Annotated in this window: 19 protein-coding genes; 8 read left to right on the top strand and 11 right to left on the bottom strand. The window is 56.6% G+C overall.

Annotation, left to right across the window (positions count from 1 at the left end; translation table 11 throughout):
• The first annotated feature begins 96 nt into the window (after positions 1-96).
• From AC3Y2E_RS05795 to AC3Y2E_RS05775, 5 genes are all read left to right on the top strand, one after another.
• Entirely contained in the window at positions 97-828 is a 732-nt protein-coding gene (locus AC3Y2E_RS05795; RefSeq protein ID WP_379208090.1) for a stalk domain-containing protein, read from the top strand.
• A gap of 724 nt (positions 829-1,552) precedes the next feature.
• Positions 1,553-2,284, top strand: coding sequence for a (Fe-S)-binding protein (locus tag AC3Y2E_RS05790; RefSeq protein WP_379208088.1), 732 nt, complete (start codon positions 1,553-1,555; stop codon positions 2,282-2,284).
• Positions 2,281-3,843 (top strand): LutB/LldF family L-lactate oxidation iron-sulfur protein, encoded by a 1,563-nt coding sequence (locus AC3Y2E_RS05785; RefSeq protein ID WP_379208086.1) that lies wholly within the window; start codon positions 2,281-2,283, stop codon positions 3,841-3,843. Before AC3Y2E_RS05790 ends, AC3Y2E_RS05785 begins: the two co-directional genes overlap by 4 nt.
• A complete protein-coding gene (locus AC3Y2E_RS05780) occupies positions 3,840-4,670 on the top strand; it encodes a LutC/YkgG family protein (RefSeq protein WP_379208083.1) in 831 nt (276 codons plus the stop codon). Before AC3Y2E_RS05785 ends, AC3Y2E_RS05780 begins: the two co-directional genes overlap by 4 nt.
• Before the next feature lie 23 nt (positions 4,671-4,693).
• Positions 4,694-5,599: a fumarylacetoacetate hydrolase family protein gene (locus AC3Y2E_RS05775; protein ID WP_379208081.1), complete on the top strand. Its 906-nt coding sequence runs from the start codon at positions 4,694-4,696 to the stop codon at positions 5,597-5,599.
• Positions 5,600-6,570: 971 nt separating this feature from the next.
• Here AC3Y2E_RS05775 and AC3Y2E_RS05770 read toward each other — a convergent pair.
• From AC3Y2E_RS05770 to AC3Y2E_RS05730, 9 genes are all read right to left on the bottom strand, one after another.
• Positions 6,571-7,212: an SGNH/GDSL hydrolase family protein gene (locus tag AC3Y2E_RS05770; RefSeq protein WP_379208079.1), complete on the bottom strand. Its 642-nt coding sequence runs from the start codon at positions 7,210-7,212 to the stop codon at positions 6,571-6,573.
• A gap of 200 nt (positions 7,213-7,412) precedes the next feature.
• Positions 7,413-7,781 (bottom strand): hypothetical protein, encoded by a 369-nt coding sequence (locus AC3Y2E_RS05765; RefSeq protein ID WP_379208076.1) that lies wholly within the window; start codon positions 7,779-7,781, stop codon positions 7,413-7,415.
• Positions 7,782-7,996: 215 nt separating this feature from the next.
• The gene (locus AC3Y2E_RS05760; protein WP_379208074.1) at positions 7,997-8,770 is read right to left on the bottom strand and encodes an SDR family NAD(P)-dependent oxidoreductase; all 774 of its coding nucleotides are present in this window, start codon (positions 8,768-8,770) and stop codon (positions 7,997-7,999) included.
• Between the two features lie 33 nt (positions 8,771-8,803).
• Positions 8,804-9,190, bottom strand: coding sequence for a D-ribose pyranase (rbsD, locus tag AC3Y2E_RS05755; RefSeq protein WP_379208072.1), 387 nt, complete (start codon positions 9,188-9,190; stop codon positions 8,804-8,806).
• Positions 9,187-9,402, bottom strand: coding sequence for a hypothetical protein (locus AC3Y2E_RS05750; protein WP_379208069.1), 216 nt, complete (start codon positions 9,400-9,402; stop codon positions 9,187-9,189). The genes rbsD and AC3Y2E_RS05750 overlap by 4 nt, the downstream gene beginning before the upstream one ends.
• A gap of 2 nt (positions 9,403-9,404) precedes the next feature.
• Complete coding sequence (locus AC3Y2E_RS05745; protein WP_379208067.1) at positions 9,405-10,067, bottom strand: cyclase family protein; 663 nt, start codon at positions 10,065-10,067, stop codon at positions 9,405-9,407.
• 13 nt (positions 10,068-10,080) lie between these two features.
• Entirely contained in the window at positions 10,081-10,875 is a 795-nt protein-coding gene (locus AC3Y2E_RS05740; protein ID WP_379208065.1) for an SDR family NAD(P)-dependent oxidoreductase, read from the bottom strand.
• Between the two features lie 52 nt (positions 10,876-10,927).
• Positions 10,928-12,094 carry a UxaA family hydrolase gene (locus AC3Y2E_RS05735; protein WP_379208062.1) on the bottom strand — a complete coding sequence of 389 codons (1,167 nt, stop codon included), beginning with the start codon at positions 12,092-12,094 and terminating at the stop codon, positions 10,928-10,930.
• Positions 12,091-12,417: a UxaA family hydrolase gene (locus tag AC3Y2E_RS05730; RefSeq protein WP_379208060.1), complete on the bottom strand. Its 327-nt coding sequence runs from the start codon at positions 12,415-12,417 to the stop codon at positions 12,091-12,093. Before AC3Y2E_RS05730 ends, AC3Y2E_RS05735 begins: the two co-directional genes overlap by 4 nt.
• 153 nt (positions 12,418-12,570) lie before the next feature.
• Here AC3Y2E_RS05730 and AC3Y2E_RS05725 point away from each other — a divergent pair, with 153 nt between their 5' ends.
• A complete protein-coding gene (locus AC3Y2E_RS05725; protein WP_379208057.1) occupies positions 12,571-13,581 on the top strand; it encodes a LacI family DNA-binding transcriptional regulator in 1,011 nt (336 codons plus the stop codon).
• Positions 13,582-14,016: 435 nt separating this feature from the next.
• Here the strand turns inward: AC3Y2E_RS05725 and AC3Y2E_RS05720 are convergent, their stop codons facing one another.
• A complete protein-coding gene (locus AC3Y2E_RS05720) occupies positions 14,017-15,492 on the bottom strand; it encodes a PstS family phosphate ABC transporter substrate-binding protein (RefSeq protein WP_379208055.1) in 1,476 nt (491 codons plus the stop codon).
• 150 nt (positions 15,493-15,642) lie between these two features.
• Between AC3Y2E_RS05720 and AC3Y2E_RS05715 the strand changes: the two genes are divergently transcribed.
• A complete protein-coding gene (locus AC3Y2E_RS05715) occupies positions 15,643-16,152 on the top strand; it encodes a peptidase inhibitor family I36 protein (protein ID WP_379208052.1) in 510 nt (169 codons plus the stop codon).
• Between the two features lie 79 nt (positions 16,153-16,231).
• On the opposite strand, the gene AC3Y2E_RS05710 is transcribed toward AC3Y2E_RS05715, so the two are convergent.
• The gene (locus AC3Y2E_RS05710) at positions 16,232-16,819 is read right to left on the bottom strand and encodes a histidine phosphatase family protein (protein ID WP_379208050.1); all 588 of its coding nucleotides are present in this window, start codon (positions 16,817-16,819) and stop codon (positions 16,232-16,234) included.
• A gap of 172 nt (positions 16,820-16,991) precedes the next feature.
• On the opposite strand from AC3Y2E_RS05710, the gene AC3Y2E_RS05705 reads away from it, so the two are divergent.
• A complete protein-coding gene (locus AC3Y2E_RS05705) occupies positions 16,992-18,236 on the top strand; it encodes an NAD(P)/FAD-dependent oxidoreductase (RefSeq protein WP_379208048.1) in 1,245 nt (414 codons plus the stop codon).
• The last annotated feature ends 25 nt before the right edge of the window (positions 18,237-18,261 follow it).

Genomic DNA, 18,261 nt, shown 5'->3' with positions numbered 1-18,261 from the left:
CCTCCCAATTCTGCTTTCCCGATACCGGAATTCCATTCTAGAATGTACCTGAGTGTGTTACTATTATTTTACATTAATTAGGAAATGAGGACTCTTATGAGAAAAATGATCCTGGTAATCTCTCTTGCAGCTCTTTCCATCCTTTTTATCCCAAAATCAGCCGAAACTTCTAACGTTATTGAAACTACCTTATTTCCTGCTGATGTCACCGTTAATAACAAACAGCTGACATTTTCAATGACAAGTCCTATGTTAAACTATGGAGGAAAAGCCTACTTGCCGGTAAGAGATTTATTTGAACAAGCCGGAGGAATCGTCAGCTATGACGAAAAGAATAGGACAATCGAAATCAACACCCCATTGTATGAACATAAAAAATCAGAGATCAGCTCCATGAGTAGTCAAGGAGACTATTCGCTTTATATCCATTCCGGCAAAAAAAGGTACAAATATGGCGAGCTACTTGATGTATGGGGGACATTCCTTTATTCGGGAGAAGAAGATACTGTTATCGGTCACGGTTCCCCGCTCCTTACGTTTGGCATTGAAGACTCGCAAGGGAATTTGGGGTCAGACCGGAACGATCTATACTTGTTTGAAGAAACGATAACAAAAAATACGATGTACACTTCCGCTTTTTCATGGGATCTTATAAAAGGATTAAACTACATCAGAAGCGGTATTGAAGATCCGGCATTGTTTGAAGCCAACTTCAAAAACCCTTGGTACTTAGAAAAAGGCCAATACACAATTCATGTAAAGTTCGGGAACTCGATAGATGGAAAGCCTTTGGATTTAACGAGTAATCTGGTGATTGATGTAGAATGATTGAAGTTCAGTAGGCAGCGTGTCTCCTAAACTATTGTCAGACACTCAACTGGGAATAAAAGCAACGAAAACTCCACTATCATCAAAACCAGCAGCTATCAGAGGGAACATCCTTCGTGCACGTGTGTACGATAAGTGATGTTTGCAGCGCTTATTTCCGCGAAATCTTCTATTTTGGACACAATAAGAGATGTTTGGAGCGCTTAATTACTCGGTTTGGTGGGTCTGCAGCCAAAACAGCGAGTTTTAAAAGTCGCAAACATCTCTTATTTGTCCCTAGAATGCACAGTATCAGAAAATTAAAGTTGGTAACAGCTCTTAATTCTAGGGAAGTGTTACAGATATCCTCATTCAACTCCCAGCAGCATGCAGTAATCCGTTTTTTTTAGCTTAACAGTTGCCCCCCTCACCCATGTTGGATCCATTCGGACATATGTTGCAGTTCGGGTCTCCTCCTCCATCCTGCAAAAAAACGTCTTTCCGCACCACGTGCCACTCCCAGCATCTGACGTTCGGTTAATCGGCGGCCGTTTAACCTTGTGATGGGTTAAAAATTATTGTTTTTTTGCCCTTCCCCCCTTTTCAACATCCCACTTGTCTGATAACCTGATAATAAGAACAGTAAAAACATCGGAGCTCGTCCGTTTGTCTGCTTCAACAAGTTCATAACGTTTCAGAACGGTACCAGTTACGAGACTATTCCGAAAGCGAGGCAACCAGCCTTATGAAAGTGTCGTTATTTATTACGTGTCTGGCCGACATGATGTACCCCGAAGTTGGCGAAAGCGTTGTCAGACTGCTCCACAAGTACGGGTGCGAGGTGGATTTCCCCGAGCTTCAGACTTGCTGCGGGCAGCCTGCGTTCAACAGCGGCTATCAGGACGAAGCGCGCGTCGTCGCCCGGCAATGGATCAACGCCTTCGAGCACAGCGATTACGTCGTCTCCCCATCCGGCTCCTGCACCGGGATGATTCATCATTATTACCCGGACTTGTTCCGCGACGAGCCGGAATGGAAAGTGAAGGCCGAGGCGATTATCGCCAAAACGTACGAGTTTTCGCAATTTCTCGTGAAGGTGCTCGGGGTTACCGATGTGGGGGCGTCCTTCTCCGGCAAAGTGACGTATCACCCTTCTTGTCATGCGATGAGATTGCTGGGCATCCGTTCCGAACCGGGACAACTGATGGAGCACGTGCGCGGGATGGAGCTCGTCGATCTGCCCCACTGCGAAGACTGCTGCGGATTCGGCGGTACGTTCGCGGTCAAGATGGCGGATATGTCCGAAGCTATGGTATGCGAGAAAGCGAAAAACGTCCTGGCGACCGGCGCCGAAGTACTCGTCGGCACGGATATGGGCTGTCTGATGAATATCGACGGGCGGCTGAATAAGGAAGGCAAGCCGGTACGCGTGATGCATCTGGCTCAGCTTCTGGAGCAAGGAGGGACGGCCCGATGAGCGGTACGGCACAACACAATGAACAAACGGACGAATTGGCCAAAATCGGCAGCGGTTTAAAAAAACGGACCGAAATCGCGCTGGGCGACGAATTTCTGCGCAAGGCGGTCGCGTTTACGACAGATAAGCTGAAGACAGGACGTCTGAAAGCGATGGACGATTTCGGGGACTGGGAGATGTGGCGCGAACGAGGCCGGGCGATCCGCGAGCATGTCGTGTCGCACCTGGATTACTATTTGACCCAATTCTCGGACAATGTCGTCAAAACCGGCGGCCATGTGCATTTTTGCCGGAGCGGGGAAGATGCCGTCCGGACGTTTCTCGATATCGCCCGGAAAGCGGAAGCGAAGCTGGTCGCCAAAGGCAAGTCGATGGTGTCCGAAGAAATTCATCTGAACCACCGGCTCGAGGAGATCGGCATCGAAGCGGTCGAAACCGATCTGGGCGAGTACATCCTGCAGCTCGCGAAAGAAACGCCGTCCCACTTGATCATCCCGGCTATTCATAAAAACAAGCAGCAAATCGCCGACCTGTTCTCCGATCATTCCGGGGAGAAGTTCCCGGCGGAGACGAGGCCGCTCGCCGATTATGCCCGCCACAAGCTGCGGAATATTTTTCTGGAGGCCGACATCGGACTGACCGGCTGCAACTTCGGCATAGCCGAGAGCGGTACCGTTACGCTGGTATCCAACGAGGGCAACGCGCGGATGGTATCGACGATCCCGAAAATCCACGTTGTCGTCATGGGGATGGAACGGCTCGTTCCAACGTTCGCCGACGTTGAAGTGATGCTGAATCTGCTGGCCCGGAGTGCCACAGGGCAAAAACTCACCACCTACACCTCGTTCGTCACCGGCCCGAGGAGAGAAGGAGATCTGGACGGACCGGAGGAACTGCACGTTCTCGTGCTGGACAACGGGCGGTCGTCCCAACTCGGCGACCCGCAGTTTCAGGAAGTGCTGCACTGCATCCGCTGCGCGGCCTGCCTGAACGTATGTCCCGTCTACAAACACGTCGGCGGTCATACGTACGGCTCCGTATACAGCGGACCGATCGGAGCGGTGCTGACTCCGCTGCTGCAGCAGGACTACAAGGAAGCCGGCGAGCTGTCGTACGCGTCCAGCTTGTGCGGAGCGTGCTACGAGGCGTGCCCGGTCAAAATTCCGCTCCACGATATGCTGGTCCAGCTGAGGCACCGCAAAGTGAAGCTGAAAATGACCCCGGTCGCAGAGCGAATCGCCTTCAAAACGTACGCCACGACTTTTGGCAACATCACGTTATACAAAATGGCCGGCAAAGCCGCGTATTGGATGCAGCAGCCGCTCCTTCGCGAAGGGTCGATCCGCCGGGCGCCCGGTCCGTTGGCGGGCTGGACGCAGTCGCGTTTCCTGCGCATGAAGTCGAAGCAGTCGTTCCGCGACCGATGGGCGCAACTGCAGCAGGAGATGAGCCGTACGCCAAACCGGCCGGAAGCATCGGGCGGAGCCGAATCGAACGGGCAAGTCCCGTCGAATCCGTCGCAGCCGAGCGGCACCAGCAAAGAGGAGGGACGACCATGAGCCAAGCCGATATCCATTCGCATACGGGCCCAGGTGCAGCCCGAACCGGAGCAGCCGGAACGATCTCCGGCCGCGAAGATTTCATGCTCCATATCGCCCGCAAGCTCGGGCGCTCCGCGCCGATGACAACACCGCCCGAGCGGCTCGTCACGGGCGTGCCGGAGCCGTACGCGGCGAGGCGCACTACGGTGCAGGAGCGGATCGACCAGTTCTCGGCGAACTGGTCGGCGCTCACCGGCACCGTCTGGACCGCGCGCACGGCGGATGCGGCCGATGCCGTGCCCGCATGCGCGCGGCGCGTCTGCACGGAGCGCGGCATCGAACGGGTGTCCCGCTGGGACCATCCCGATCTCGCCGCGCTACCGCTGGACGATGCGCTGGCCGCTGACGGCATCGCCGTCGTGCCGTGGCGCGCCGATGGCGCGGCTGACGCCGCGGCGGCGCCGGAGCACGCAGCAGCCGGCGGCGGCGCATGGAGCGCGCGCAGCCCGCTGCTGCGTGCGACCGAGCAGTGCCGGCTCGGCATCGTGTGGGCCGACTACGCGATCGCGAACACCGGCACGCTCGTGCTGCTGGCGCGCGGCGGCCGCGGCCGTTCCGTCAGCCTGCTGACGGACACGCTGCTCGCCGTCGTCCCCGCGGACCGGATCGTCACGCGGATGGGCGAGGCGTTCGAAGCGATCCGCCGCGATTACCCGGAAGCGGCCGCCATGCCGTCGTCCGTCAACCTGATAACCGGCCCGAGCCGGAGCGCCGACATCGAGAACGATCTTACGATCGGCATTCACGGCCCGGGCAGCGTGTACGCCATCATTCTCGAAACCTAACCGGAAAGGAACTGGACGAACCCATGAAATTGGTAACGATTCAAACGGAAACGGGCCCGCAGCTCGGAATAGCGACAATCGAAGGCATTCTCCAGCTTGATAAAGCACTCGGCTTGCTGCCGGACTCGGAAGTGCCTCGTACGACGGAGGAGGCGATCGCAGGCGGTACAGCTGCGATCGGGAAGCTGTCCGCCTATGCTGCCAGGCTGTCTGAACAGCCCGCCGAAACGAAAGCGGCCGTATGGGCCTCGCCTTCCGATCTCGTCTTCGGTCCCTGCGTACCGAATCCGGGCAAAATCATTTGCGTCGGCCTGAACTACCGCAAGCATGCGGAAGAGACGAACGCCCCGATCCCGCAATACCCGATCTTGTTCAACAAGTTCAACAATACGTTGAACGGACACCTGGGCGACGTTCCATTGCCGAAAGTATCGTCCAAAGTCGATTACGAGGCCGAACTGGTCATCGTCATCGGCTCACCTGCCAAATACGTATCCAAAGAAGCGGCACTGAACCATGTATTCGGCTACTGCGCGGTCAACGACGTATCCGCCCGCGATTTGCAACTGCGGACCCAGCAATGGCTGCTTGGCAAAAGCTGCGACGGCTTCAGCCCGCTCGGCCCTTATCTGGTGACGGCCGACGAGGTCGGCGACCCGAATCAATTGGAGATCAAGCTGACGCTTAACGGTGAGGTGCGTCAGCATTCCAATACGTCGGACATGATCTTCTACGTCGACGAAATCGTCAGCTACATCTCGCAGCATATGACGCTGCACCCCGGCGACATCATCCTGACCGGAACGCCGGAAGGCGTCGTGCTCGGACTGCCCGAAGACCAGCAAGTATGGCTCAAGGACGGAGACGTCGTAACCGTCGAGATCGAGAGGCTCGGAAAGCTGACGAACCGGTTCGTGAACGAAGCTTGATGCAGAGCAAGCCCGCCCCTGAAATAAAGGGCGGGCTTGTTCTTTTAAATCGGCCAAGCAATGGGGGATACGGGAACAACTCAGCCTCCAACGCTGTTAATAAAGCTTCTAGTGGGCTAGCGGACTGGTAGTTTAGTCGTTGATTAGTGGTTTAGTGGTTTGGCGGATTGCGGGGTTTGTGAGGTTTGTGGTCTTGTGGTCTTGTGGTCTTGTGGTCTTGTGGTCTTGTGGTCTTGTGGTTTTTTGGTTTTACGGGGTTTACGGGGTTTACGGGTTTGCGGGTTTGCGGGTTTGCAGTTTTACGGTTTTGCGGAAGTTTTACTTCCGCTACCTGTTGTGTGGAGACGGATTTCGGCGTTTAGCGGTACATTTTACTCCTCTATTTCACTCACATCGCCCATATCCCCCAAAAAAGCAAAAATAGCGGAAATCCTAGTTCCGCTATCGTGTGAAATTCGCGTCCTTTGCGACAATAGTGGAAACCACACTTCCGCTCTTCTGCAGATAAACGTCGAGTTAATTCCTGTCAATCTGAGGCATACGCTTCGGCTCAACAAACAAATAACAGTCTTTTGCAGCCTCTATTTTCGGCAAATTGGGAAGGCGGAGGTGAATAAAGGCGGTTTGCACCTCTTATTTCCAATCAAATGGTTTAAGTCAGCACCATTTAGCGAAAATAGAAGCTATAAACCGCTTTTATTTCCTTGCTCACGCTGGTTTCAGACAAAATAGAAGGTACAAACCGCTCTTATTCGGCGGCTCCTCCTTCCTCGTCCTCCTCCACTCCGCCTCACGCCCCCGGCTCGTTGTGCCGCGTCACACGTCAGCTGTCCAAGCTCGTGAAGCCCGGGAGCGGCAGCAACTAGCAATTTGTAATCAGCAACTAGCAACCAGTAACCAGCAACTAATAACTAGCAACTAACAACCAGCAACTAGCAATACGACCGGTAACCAGCAACCAACTACCGTTCTTACAGCGCAGCCGCTGCGCCGACCGCCTTCAGCCAAGCTTTGGCGATCAGAGCGTGGCCGGCGGGCGACGGGTGAACACCGTCCGGCGCCCAATACGAAGGCGTGGCCGATGTGGACGCCTGAGCGAACAAACCGTCCAGGGGAACAAGCTTCGCGCCGAATTCGCGGGCCAGATGCCGGACGACGTCGATTTTCGGGTCCAAATCTTCGCGCCACTTTTTACGGTCCTCCGGTACGGGCAGCACGAACGGCTCGACCATGATGATGCCCGCTCCCAGCTCTTCCTTGGTACGGGTGAGCAGCTGGCGGTACTCCTTCTCGAATTGCTCCGCAGACGTTTCATCGCCCCGGTCGTAACGTCTCCATGTATCGTTGATGCCGATGTAGATCGACACCCAGTCCGGACGCAGTTCGATGCAGTCGGCGTCCCAGCGGCCGACGAGATCTTTCGCGCGGTTGCCGCTGATCCCCCGGTTCAGAAATCGGACCTGCAACTCCGGATAAGCGGCCGCGAACAACGCAGCCGTCATCAGCGCATAACCTCTCCCCAGATCGGCGGACGCCTCTTTATTGCGCCCCGCGTCGGTAATGCTGTCTCCCTGAAAAAGTACAGTGTCTCCTTGCTTGATCTGCAGCTCCATCTCGATTGCCCCTCCGCCTTCTCATTTTTTCCGGTATTCATACCCGATAAATCCGCGAAATACGAGCTCGATGTCTTGTCTAAGCTGCTGTACAAACTTGCGATCCGGATTCAGACCGATGGGATTATCCCGACCGGAACCCGAGCGCGAGCAGAAGCAGGACACGCCATCCGGGCATTGAAACGTTCAGCCGCCCCTGATCATTCCAGCAGCCTCTTCCGTTCCTTGTTGGCCCGGGCCAGCATGTCCTTGCTGTAAACCGTAACTTCCCCAGCGGATTCCGCATGAAGGACCGAATACACCGTGATCGTCTCCGGATCGGGGATCGCCGAGGAGAGCAAGCTCCACAGCTCGAAATAATACGTCTGCTTGCCGTCCAGCTCCAGCACGAAACCTTGCCTCATCTTATGGCCGTCGAGCTTGGCAAACAACGTTTTCTCCGGGATTTTCAGCTCGGACCCGTTCCAGACGTACGAATCGGCGTCCTCTTCATGAAGCAGCCGCTCGCCCTGAACAAGCGTTCGTTTGCCTCCCGCCTCCGTCGTTCGTTCGGCTTGATACAAAGCCAACCGGATCTTATCCTTAGACGAGTTCCCGGCATTCTCCACACCGATTCACCATGCAACCCATGCGCACGAAACTGCCAAGATAACGAAAGTCCATCTTTTCATGTGGTGTCCTCCGGCTATCATAATGGATGATTCCGCCTTATGTCCCCATCCATTTTATTCCACGGCAGACGCTTTGTAAATAACGATTATGTCCGATACCGGCCTTGCCGCCGTTACGCGTTTTTGCCGAAAACGACCCCACCGTCGATATAAAGCGGGGAGCCCATCATAAATTTCGATTCGTCGGAGGCGAGGAACAACGCGGCGTTCGCCACATCGGCTGGCTTGCCGAGATCACCGCTCAGCTGCCGCTTCTTCAGCGATTCGATCGCGGCTTCGGGGTCGTCGTAGGACGTCTTCAAATAGTTCTCGACGAACGGCGTCATAATCGTGCCGGGCAGCAGGGCGTTGATCCGGATGCCGTAAGGGGCATAGTCGACCTGCATCGATTTCGTCAGCGACAGCACCGCTCCCTTGGTAGCGGCGTACGAAGCTCTGCGCGCCAGGCCGATCTCGGCGATGCAGGACGACATGTTGATGATCGAGCCGGACTTCTGCTCCATCATAGGAGGAAGCGCATACTTCGAAGCCAGGTAGACGCCCTTGATATTGACGTTCATGACCCGGTCCCAGGCTTCCGGTTCGATTTCGTGCAACATGCCGACGCCGCTTATGCCGGCGTTGTTGAACAACACGTCGATCCGCCCGTACAGCCGAATCGTCTCGTCGATCATCGCTTTCGCTGAAGTCGGATCGGTAACGTCCGCGTGCAGCGCTACAGCCTGTCCGCCCGCCGCTTCGATGAGTCCGGCCGTCTCCTTGGCTTTCTCGAGATCAATATCCGCGACGACGACGATCGCCTGCTCGCGGCCGAACAGCAGCGCCGTCTCCTGACCGATGCCGGATCCCGCTCCGGTAATTACACATACTTTCTGATGCAGTCTCATCGTAAGTTCTCCTTCCGTTCCCATAAAAATGCGTTATCCCGATACAAGAATAATATTCGCGTACGGCGTGCAATCTCCTGTCCGGATCACCGCACGGGATTCGGGACATAGCCGTTTAAAGGTAACATGGGGTACAGCCATCATCGCAATATGCGGAAACTGCCGCTTCAGCAGCTCGTAACGTTCCGGACTCGCCTCGATCATCTCTTCCGTAACGATGATCCGATCGATCACGAACTCTTTGTCGACAGCCGTCAGCACATCAACAACCGTCGGGATATCGTCGACCAGCGCCAGGTCGAGGCGCTCCGGCCCCGGAGGGACGGGAAAGCCGCGGTCGCATACCGTAAGCATGTCGGTATGACCAGTTTCCGCCAATATGCGGCTAAGCGCGGGGTTTAAGATGCCGCCTCGTTTCATCGCTTCATCTCCCCTTCCGGTACGGCCAATACCTGTTTCCGCTGATCCAGCGTAATTTGTTCGCGTAAGGAAGGGAGCGGCCGCTTCAAATAAAACCGCTCCTTGCCGTCCACGGCCGTCACCCCTACAAGCTCCCAGCCGTCCAAACCCAGCTCGTTCAGCTTGGCGCTTGTTTCGGTATCGCAATATTCCCAGCGGAGCCATCCCGCCATCTTCATTCCTCCATTCGGAACGCGACGACCCGGGCGGGCGCGCCGCTGCTGTCCCTGATTTTGACCGGCATTGCGAATACGTGCCAGTTACCTGCCGCGAGCTCCGGTTCGTCCAATTGCAGTCCTTCCGCGACCCAGATGTCCGCCCCGAGCAGCAGCCGATGCGTCTCCCTGTTCTCGTCCCCCGTGCCGCCGATGCTGAAATGATCAATGCCGACCCCGCGGACTTGATGCCGGACCAGTAGACGGGCCGCCTCATTCGAGACGTAAGGAGAGCCGAATACCCACTCCTTCGACCAACTTCTTTTCTCTCCCCAACCTGTATACAGAAGCACAACGGTCTCCTCGTTCATCCGCTCCGTATACGGCTCCAGATCCGCCGCCGTAATCGGCTCTCCCGACTGCTTTCCGTTCAGCGGAATGAACAGCGCCGGGCCTTGAAACTCGTCAACCGGGTACCGATCCAGCGTTTTGGAGAAATCGCCCAGATGCGCCGGCGCGTCCATATGCGTACCCGAGTGCAGGTTCATCGTAAGTTTTTCCAGCGTCCAGCCGTCCCGCGCGCCGATTAGCAAGTACTCCAGCTTCGGCGGCTCGAACTCGGGGAGAACCGGGCTGTTATGGTACAGCTCCTGCGACAAATCCACCATTTTACCGATTCGCATAGCGCTGCCTCCTTTAACGGTCCATATGGTCGTCCGGCTGCGCAGCTTTTACGGTAAGGCCGCCGTCCACCATCAGCAAATGCCCGTTCACCTGCATCGCTTCGTCCGAGGCGAGGAAAACGACCGCATCACCGATCTGTCTGGCCGTCCCGAGCCGTTTCATCGGATTCGCCTCCACCTCTTTGCGCCGGATTTCCGGGTCGGCCAAAAAATCTGTGCACATATCGGTGTCGACCGTGCTCGGCCCGACCGCATTAACGTTGATATTATACCGGCCAAGCTCGATGGCCATGCCTTTCGTCAACATATGCGCCGCCGCTTTGGAAGACTGGTAATGCGGAATGACCGGACTGGTCACCATCAGGCTGGCGGTCGACAGCACGTTGACGATTTTACCGTAACGTCTCTCGGTCATACCGGCCGCGGCCCGCTGGGAGCACAAAAAGATCGATTTGACGTTCGTATTGTACGTCCGGTCCCACGTTTCTTCCTTGATTTTCAAAAACGGCTCGAACGGAGCGATCCCGGCGTTGTTGACCAAAATATCGACGGGCCCCAGCTCGTTCTCGATCTGATCGAACATTGCCTCCACCTGTTCCTTGACGCCTACGTCCGCCCGGACGACCATCGCTTTGACGCCGAGCGTCTCGGCCTGCTCCTTCACCTTCTCGGCCAGTTCACGCGACCGTTCCGATGTATAATTCACAGCGACATTCGCGCCTTCCTCCGCCAGCCGGATGACGACCGCCTCGCCGATGCCGCGGCTTCCTCCCGTTACCAGCGCGACTTTGTTACTCAATCGTTTCATTTGAACGCTTCCTCTCCGTTGTCTGGATACCCTGCCCGGTGCCGGCGTCAGCCTACAAGCTAGGACCGATCCGGTTAATGCTGAACTCGGTATGTCCGAGAATTTCCGCCTTTGTCAGTTTCCCGTCGCTAATCTCGCGGATTTCCTGCCAGATCCGTTCTCCCGCCTCTTCGAGCGCAAGCGTGCCGCTTAACATATCGCTCACATCGACGTCCATATTGTCGGTCATCCGCTCGTACATTTTTTTGTTGCCGGTAATTTTAATGACCGGGATTACAGCCGACCCGGTCGGCGTTCCGCGGCCGGTCGTAAAGCAGACGATGTGCGCGCCGCCCGCCGCCATACCGGATACGCATTCGATATCGTTGCCGGGGGAATCCATAAAGTACAGGCCGCCCTGCGGAATCGTCTCGGCATACTCGATAACGCCTTCGATCGGCGCGGTGCCGCATTTGGATATGCAGCCAAGCGACTTCTCCTCGATCGTCGACAGCCCACCGGCAATATTGCCCGGACTCGGGTTGCCGCCGCGCATATCGGCGCCCATCCGCTCCACTTCTTTCTCGAAACGGTCGACGATGTGATACAGCTTCTCCGACACGTCCGATGTCCGGCAGCGTCCGGCGAGTACATGCTCGGCGCCGATAATCTCCGTCGTTTCGCCGATGACGACCGTTCCGCCCTCCTGGATCAGGCTGTCAGCAGCCGCACCGAGCGCCGGATTGGAAGCCAGCCCCGACGTCGCGTCGGAGCCGCCGCACTTGACGCCGAGTTTCAGCTCGCTTAGCGGAATCGCCGTCTTCTCCATCTCATCCAGCTGCCCCCGCATACGCCGCGCCAGCTCGGTGCCGTGCTGGATCGCCTTGACAGAGCCCCCTACAGATTGGATGTCGAACACTTCGACAGGTTTACCGGTAACCTTAATCACTTCGGCCAACTCCGCCGGATCGATCACTTCACAGCCGAGGCTGATAATGATGACGCCCCCGACATTCGGATTTTTGCCTGTGCCAGCCAGCACGTCGAACGTCCGCTGCTTATCCGCCCCGATCTGGCTGCAGCCGTGCTGATGCGGAATCGCCACCGTTTCCGGCACAAGCTGGGTAATGCGGCTGCACACTTGGTTGGCGCATATTACAGTCGGGATGATCAACAAATGATTCCGAATACCGGCCTCTCCGTTCGGCCTGCGATATCCGAGAAATGTGTTTCCGCTCATATCGATTCCGCTCCCTTCGCCTTGTCCCCGCGTCCGCGGATGCCTTCGAGATTGTGCACATGCACATGGGCGCCCTTCGGAATCGCTGTCGTCGCCTGTCCGATGACTTCGCCGTATTTGCGTACTTTCGCGCCTGCTTCGATATCCGTAATCGCGATCTTATGACCAAACGGAATCGGCTCTGAAGCGGTAAGCGCTTCCTTTCCGCCCGGCACCATATAATAAAGCGTCTCTCCGGCTGTTATGTCCCTTATAGCGGTCGCCACATGATCCGAAGCGTCCATGACGAGCGCATCGGCTCCAGCCTGAATGTGTCCTGCCATCGTCCCGACATCCTTTCGCATTCAATTAAGTTTATCGATAACCCCAATCTAACAAGGTTTTCACTTGCTGTCAATCGTTTTGTTCCTGTACAATGTGAATAATCCAATCATACCGATTTATCGGTAACTTCATGCTGCGAAGGAAGAGAACCGTTGGTCACCATATATGATATTGCCAAGCAAGCGAATGTGTCCGCCATGACCGTATCCAAAGTCATTAACAATACCGGTAAAATCAGCGAGAAAACCCGGAGCCGCATCAAAAAGATTATGGAAGAAATGAACTACGTGCCCAACTCGATGGCGCGCAGTCTCGTGCTGCAAGAAACGAAGATGCTGTCTCTGCTCATCCCGGACATCACGAATCCTTTCTTTACGACACTGGCCCGCGGCGCAGAGGATGCCGCCATGCGGCTCGGCTACAAGCTGCTGTTCGGCAACAGCGACGAAAGTCTGACGAAGGAAAAAGAATACGTCGACATGATTTTGTCGACGCGGGTGGACGGCGTGCTGTTCTCCGCCGCTTCCGATCTGTCCGGGCCGCATCTGCAGACGCTCCGCCTGCACCGAATCCCGTTCGTCCTGCTCGACCGGGCCGTTCCCGGCCACGAGTGCGACACCGTCACGGGCGACAGCCGGGAAGGCGCGCGCAAGCTCGTCGAGCATCTGATCTCGCTCGGGCACCGCCGCATCGCGCTCGTGAACGGCTCGCTGGCCGTATCGACCGCCAGAGACCGGCTGGCCGGATACAACGACGCTTTGAAGCTTAACGATATTGCCGTCGACGACACGCTGCTGCTGGAGTCGAACTACAAACATTTCGAGGACGGACCGCTGCTGCGCTCAATGCTGGAGCTGCCCGATCCCCCGACCGCCGTGTTCGCGGGCAACAACTTCCTCGCCGTCGGCCTCATCCGCAAGCTGCTCGAGCTGGGTGTCCGGGTACCGGAGCAAATGTCCGTCGTCTGCTTCGACGACCTGGGAGCGTCGGTCATCGATCCGTTTTTTACGGTCGCCTCGCAGCCCGCTTACCAGTTCGGGGCGATGGGCATCCAGCTTCTGGTCGACCGGATCAAGGGCGCGACTACGCCGGAATGGAAAAAAATCGTGCTGCCTTCCGAGCTCATCGTCAGAAGCTCATCCGCCCCGCCGCCTGCCGAATAAGCAAGCAAGAAAAACCGTCCGGTAATGATTGGTTGCCAAGACGGTTCTTTAACGTGCAAACCCTTCTGTTGGTGTGTGGAAGGAAGGGAAAGGTCCCTACGATCCAGCCGCCCGTGGATGAGGTGGTGTTGGGTACACTCACTCCGGCTTCAGATGAGACCCGTAATTAGCTTTCTTCGAACTGACCTGTTCAGATGCGCCGAATACGTAAAAACGTAAGTACGGGCTCTTTCACAATTTAAGAGTCTCTGGCATCCTCTATTTCCGGCCTTTTCGAGAAATTCATGCAAATAGAGGCGGTTTGTACTCCTTATTTCAATCCAACGGGTGGGATTGCGCCCTCTTCGCCGATTTTTAGAGCCTCAAACCGCTCTTATTTCCCCAGCCAAGCGGTTATTGAACAAAATAAAGGCTGCAAACCGCTCTTATCCTCTTTTATCCGGCTCCTTCCCGAATCGGGATAAAACCGCCTCTCTCGATCGCGTGGCCGCCCGCTTCGCTTTGGAGCCATTCCAGCATCCGGGACGCCGGGCTGTCCTGCGGCTCATCTTCGCGCGTAACCGCATACAGGACGGCCGTATACGGGTACGTCCCCGCGCGGATTGTCTCCTTGCTGGCCGCAACGCCGTTCACCGCGACAAACTTGACGCTCTCCCTCTTGTGCATCTCGCTGGCAAAATAATAAAACGAATAGCCTAGCGCATTTTTCGCGTTGGAGTAGGCCGCCACCGTATCGATCAGGCCGCCCATGCCGGTTATTTTGCGTTCTTTCGGCGCTTCCGCCAAATGGCCTCCTTGCATCACCTTGGACTCCATATACGTCTGGCTGCCGGAGTTCGGCTCCCGCTGATAAGCGACGATCGCATCGTCCGCTCCCCCAACCTCGCTCCAATTTGCAGCTTGGCCCGCATAGATGTCGCGGATTTGCTGCGCGGTCAGGCTGTCGACCGGATTGTCCCGGTGGACGAGGAAAATAAACGCATCCTTGCCGATCGGGGTTAGCTTCATCCGGACCCCTCTGGCTTCGGCCAAGCGGCGCTCCTCTTCCGAAGGACCGGCCGCGAGGATCAGGTCCGCTTTCTTGTCAATCAGATTCAGATAGGCGTTATGCGTCGTATGGAAATGAACGAACAGCTCGGTCTGCGGCCGGTTCATGCCGGTCAGCCGGTGGGCCAGTTCCCTTCCCAGCGGAATGGCGGCAGTAGCGCCGTCCACCTTCGGGTAGGTCTGAACGGTAAAGGGATACGTCCGCGGCAGCAGCAAACCAACCGCCAGTACGGCCGCAAGCACAGCCGGGACGGAGAGCAGCCCGAGGATCACCTTCCATAAGCCCGCCCGGTTCCGCCGCAAATAAACAAGCAGGATAGCGCCGCACGCGGCGAATAGACCCGGAGCCGCTGCCGCGGCAAGTCCGATATATTTGACGGAAAAGGCAGGAACATAATGACGGATATGTTCGATCAGAGGCGACGCCCAATAAGCGTACACCCAATAGAGAAACCATTCGGAGCCCTCCATGCCGTCCATCGGCCCTTGGCTGATGCGATAAGCGGCGTACCAGATGACCGGGCCCAGCAAAGTCATCGGTATCGTGCAGCCATATACAAACAGCGGTCTTCTTCGGCTAAAGGCTGCCAGCATCATACCGGCCGTACCGAACAACAGCGCAGCCGCAAATCCGTACATCAGCTTGAGCGACCATAAGCCCGTGTCGTTTAACCGGTCCGTTTCGATCCGGGAAAAGGCACCGTTTTCAATGACGGCGGCCAGAAGTACAGTCAGCACGAAGTAAAAGATTCCGTATAAAATACTCATTCCCGCCGCATCCGCCAGCTTGCCCGCAAAACCTTCCCGCTTCCGGGGAGCCGGCGGCAGCGGCGCTGCGGAACCTTTCTCCTCCGCTGTTGTCATGGACATCGCCCCATTTCTGAGCCTTAAGCGCTCAGGCTCTTCTCTATGAAACTAAACTCTCTTATATTAGCCTCTTTCTTGCCGTTCAGGTCATCCATACAAGCTGCATCCGTTCGAAGACATACACTGTACGCAAAAGGAGGAGATTACATGAAGCGAACCATTCCATCAAAAACGGCAATCAAAAAAGTAGCAATCCAAAAAGCAGCAGTCAAAAAAATAGCAGCCAAGAAAACAGCGGCTAAAAAAGCAACGGCCAAAAAAACGGTCATCGCCCAACGGCTGCCTTCGCTTTCGTTATGGAGCGACATCAACTTTTCGGGGAGACGGCTCCGGTTCCGCGGCAATATCGGAGTGCGCAGTCTGGTCGTTTTCAACTATAATGACGTTTTGTCCAGCTTTGAAGTGGACGGCACGAATCAGAGCACGCTCGTCCTGTTCCAGGACGCCAACTATCAGGGTGCCCGCCGTGTGTTCCGCGGCTCGACCGCGATCGCCAATCTCGGCGACTTCAACGATCTGGCGTCTTCCTTCGTATTGTCCCGCGGCCGGTTAAGCGATGCGCAGATCAACCGGATTCAAAATCGCGGCACGGCGCCCGAAAACTTCGCCGAAGTGTTCTCCAACGGCGTGCTGCGGCGTTCCAAATCCGTGAAGTAACCCCCGCTTCGCGGCCTGCTGCCGTCCCGCCCCGAGCCGGCCCGCCCTATGCGCGGTGTCCGGCTTGGCGGGTTTCGGCCTAGCCGTCCGCCTGCTCCAAATGCTTCGTGCAGTTAAACAGCTCGCACGCCCACGTGCCGTCGCCGGCTTTACGCACCAGCGTGACCGACGTGTTCCCGATAAAAGAAATCGTTTCGCCGAGCGGGACCAGCCTAGGTATCGTCTGGCCGATCAAGCCGCCGTGACTGACGACCAGTATCCGCTTGCCCGGATGAAGCACGGCTATTTCCTCCAACGCCTGCACGCCGCGGTCCGCAACCGCTTCCCGCGGCTCCGCGCCGAGATCAAGCTTTTTCCAGTCCGCCCCCCACTTGCTTACCCGATCCTCTTCGGTCGTCCCTTCGATCTGCCCCAAATTCACTTCGCGCAGCCTGATATCGGTCCGAACCTCGATGCCTCTGCCCTCAATCGCTTTACGAGCCGTCTCCAGAGCGCGGATCAGATCGCTGCTGTACACGGCGTCCCAGGATTCGTCGAGCAAACGGCGAGCCAGCCGCTCCGCCTGCCTTCTTCCCTCTTCGTTCAGAGGAATATCCGTATGCCCTTGCGCCCTCCACTGCAAATTCCAGTCGGTAATCCCGTGCCTAACCAATCCGATTACAGTCATCGTCAGCTCTTCGCCTCCTCTGGTTTCGTTTACGCCTGCTTTGGGTTGTAAAGTATTATTTTAACAAAAATCGTTCATTCCTGTATATCCTTTGTTCGCTGACGTTTCAAAAATGCCTGATACGGGGTAAGCCTTTACTGTTGAGACTGACGTGCAGAGAGGAGACAGATCCATGAATGACTCCAGACCCTTAAACAACGGTTCCTTATACTGGCCTGCAACTTTAAATCATGCTCCGGAATACCCCGCTCTCCGAAAGCGAATATTTACCCGCGTGGCGATTGTCGGCGGTGGGTTGACCGGCGCGATCTGCGCCGCCGTACTGGCCCGGGCCGGCATCCCGGCCGTACTTCTTGAAGGCGGCAAGGCCGCCTCGGCCAGCACGGCGGCCAGCACCGGTCTGATCCAATATTCGAACGACATCATGCTGAGCAAACTTGCGGAGCGAATCGGAGAGGTGGACGCCGCCGCTTTTTATCACGAATGCCGGCTTGCCGTCCGTGCTTTGCATGAGCTGGCCTCGGAGTCGGAGCTTGATACCGGCTTCCAGTTGCGCAGCAGTGTCTACTGCGCTTCATCGGACGAGGACGCAAGCCGGCTGAAGCGGGAGTACGATCTGCTGAGCAAGCACGAATTTCCGGTCGACTGGGGACTTCCTTGCCGGGTGGGAGGAGCTTTTCCGGAGTTATATCCGACGGCGCTCATTACATACGGCGACGCCGAGCTGAACCCGGTGCGGTTCACGCACGGCATGCTGGCGGCAGCTTCGCGTTGCGGCGCTCTGCTGTTCGAGAATACGAAGGTGTTAGACGTAAGACGCCGCAGCGGAGCGTTCGTTCTGCATGGCGAGCATGGAGAAATTGTCGCCAACCATCTCGTTCGCGCTACCGGCTACATACCCGGAATCGGCTCCGTCTCCAGCTCCGGTTCGCCCGACGTGAAGCCGGTCCTGAAGCAAACCTATGCGCTGACGACCGCACCGGACAGCCTGCCTTCGAGTTGGCCGGACAGCTATATGATGTGGGAGACGGCGAGACCTTACTTTTATTTCCGGACGACGCCGGACGGCCGGATCATCGCAGGCGGCATGGACACGGACTGCCCCGCGCCAGGCAGAAACCCTGCAAGCCTCGATTCAGGTACGAACCTGCTGCTGTCCAAGCTGTCGCAGTTGTTTCCGGATACGGCGTGGGGGGCGGAGCACGCCTGGTGCGGAACGTTCGGGGAATCGGAGGACGATCTCCCCTTCCTGGGGGAAGACTCCGAGCAGCCCGGACTGTTCCATGCACTCGGCTGCGGCGGAAACGGAACCGTATACGGCATGATCGCCGCCGACATGCTGAAGGATCACATTCGCGGCCAAACCCATCCGCTTACCCGGCTGCTGAACCCGAGACGAGCCAGAATGGCTGTGTAACAACGATTGTCGCCAAAGTCCCGGA

This window comes from Paenibacillus sp. MAH-35, from assembly GCF_058135425.1.
The sequence above is the reverse complement of the archived record's forward strand: the minus strand, read 5'-3'. Positions and strand labels throughout refer to the sequence as shown.

Excerpts from the sequence above, each read along its gene's own strand:
- AC3Y2E_RS05795 (WP_379208090.1), top strand. The coding sequence starts at position 97 with ATGAGAAAAATGATCCTGGTAATCTCTCTTGCAGCTCTTTCCATCCTT.
- AC3Y2E_RS05790 (WP_379208088.1), top strand. The coding sequence starts at position 1,553 with ATGAAAGTGTCGTTATTTATTACGTGTCTGGCCGACATGATGTACCCC.
- AC3Y2E_RS05785 (WP_379208086.1), top strand. The coding sequence starts at position 2,281 with ATGAGCGGTACGGCACAACACAATGAACAAACGGACGAATTGGCCAAA.
- AC3Y2E_RS05780 (WP_379208083.1), top strand. The coding sequence starts at position 3,840 with ATGAGCCAAGCCGATATCCATTCGCATACGGGCCCAGGTGCAGCCCGA.
- AC3Y2E_RS05775 (WP_379208081.1), top strand. The coding sequence starts at position 4,694 with ATGAAATTGGTAACGATTCAAACGGAAACGGGCCCGCAGCTCGGAATA.
- AC3Y2E_RS05770 (WP_379208079.1), bottom strand. The coding sequence starts at position 7,212 with ATGGAGCTGCAGATCAAGCAAGGAGACACTGTACTTTTTCAGGGAGAC.
- AC3Y2E_RS05760 (WP_379208074.1), bottom strand. The coding sequence starts at position 8,770 with ATGAGACTGCATCAGAAAGTATGTGTAATTACCGGAGCGGGATCCGGC.
- rbsD (WP_379208072.1), bottom strand. The coding sequence starts at position 9,190 with ATGAAACGAGGCGGCATCTTAAACCCCGCGCTTAGCCGCATATTGGCG.
- AC3Y2E_RS05750 (WP_379208069.1), bottom strand. The coding sequence starts at position 9,402 with ATGGCGGGATGGCTCCGCTGGGAATATTGCGATACCGAAACAAGCGCC.
- AC3Y2E_RS05745 (WP_379208067.1), bottom strand. The coding sequence starts at position 10,067 with ATGCGAATCGGTAAAATGGTGGATTTGTCGCAGGAGCTGTACCATAAC.
- AC3Y2E_RS05740 (WP_379208065.1), bottom strand. The coding sequence starts at position 10,875 with ATGAAACGATTGAGTAACAAAGTCGCGCTGGTAACGGGAGGAAGCCGC.
- AC3Y2E_RS05735 (WP_379208062.1), bottom strand. The coding sequence starts at position 12,094 with ATGAGCGGAAACACATTTCTCGGATATCGCAGGCCGAACGGAGAGGCC.
- AC3Y2E_RS05730 (WP_379208060.1), bottom strand. The coding sequence starts at position 12,417 with ATGGCAGGACACATTCAGGCTGGAGCCGATGCGCTCGTCATGGACGCT.
- AC3Y2E_RS05720 (WP_379208055.1), bottom strand. The coding sequence starts at position 15,492 with ATGACAACAGCGGAGGAGAAAGGTTCCGCAGCGCCGCTGCCGCCGGCT.
- AC3Y2E_RS05715 (WP_379208052.1), top strand. The coding sequence starts at position 15,643 with ATGAAGCGAACCATTCCATCAAAAACGGCAATCAAAAAAGTAGCAATC.
- AC3Y2E_RS05710 (WP_379208050.1), bottom strand. The coding sequence starts at position 16,819 with ATGACTGTAATCGGATTGGTTAGGCACGGGATTACCGACTGGAATTTG.
- AC3Y2E_RS05705 (WP_379208048.1), top strand. The coding sequence starts at position 16,992 with ATGAATGACTCCAGACCCTTAAACAACGGTTCCTTATACTGGCCTGCA.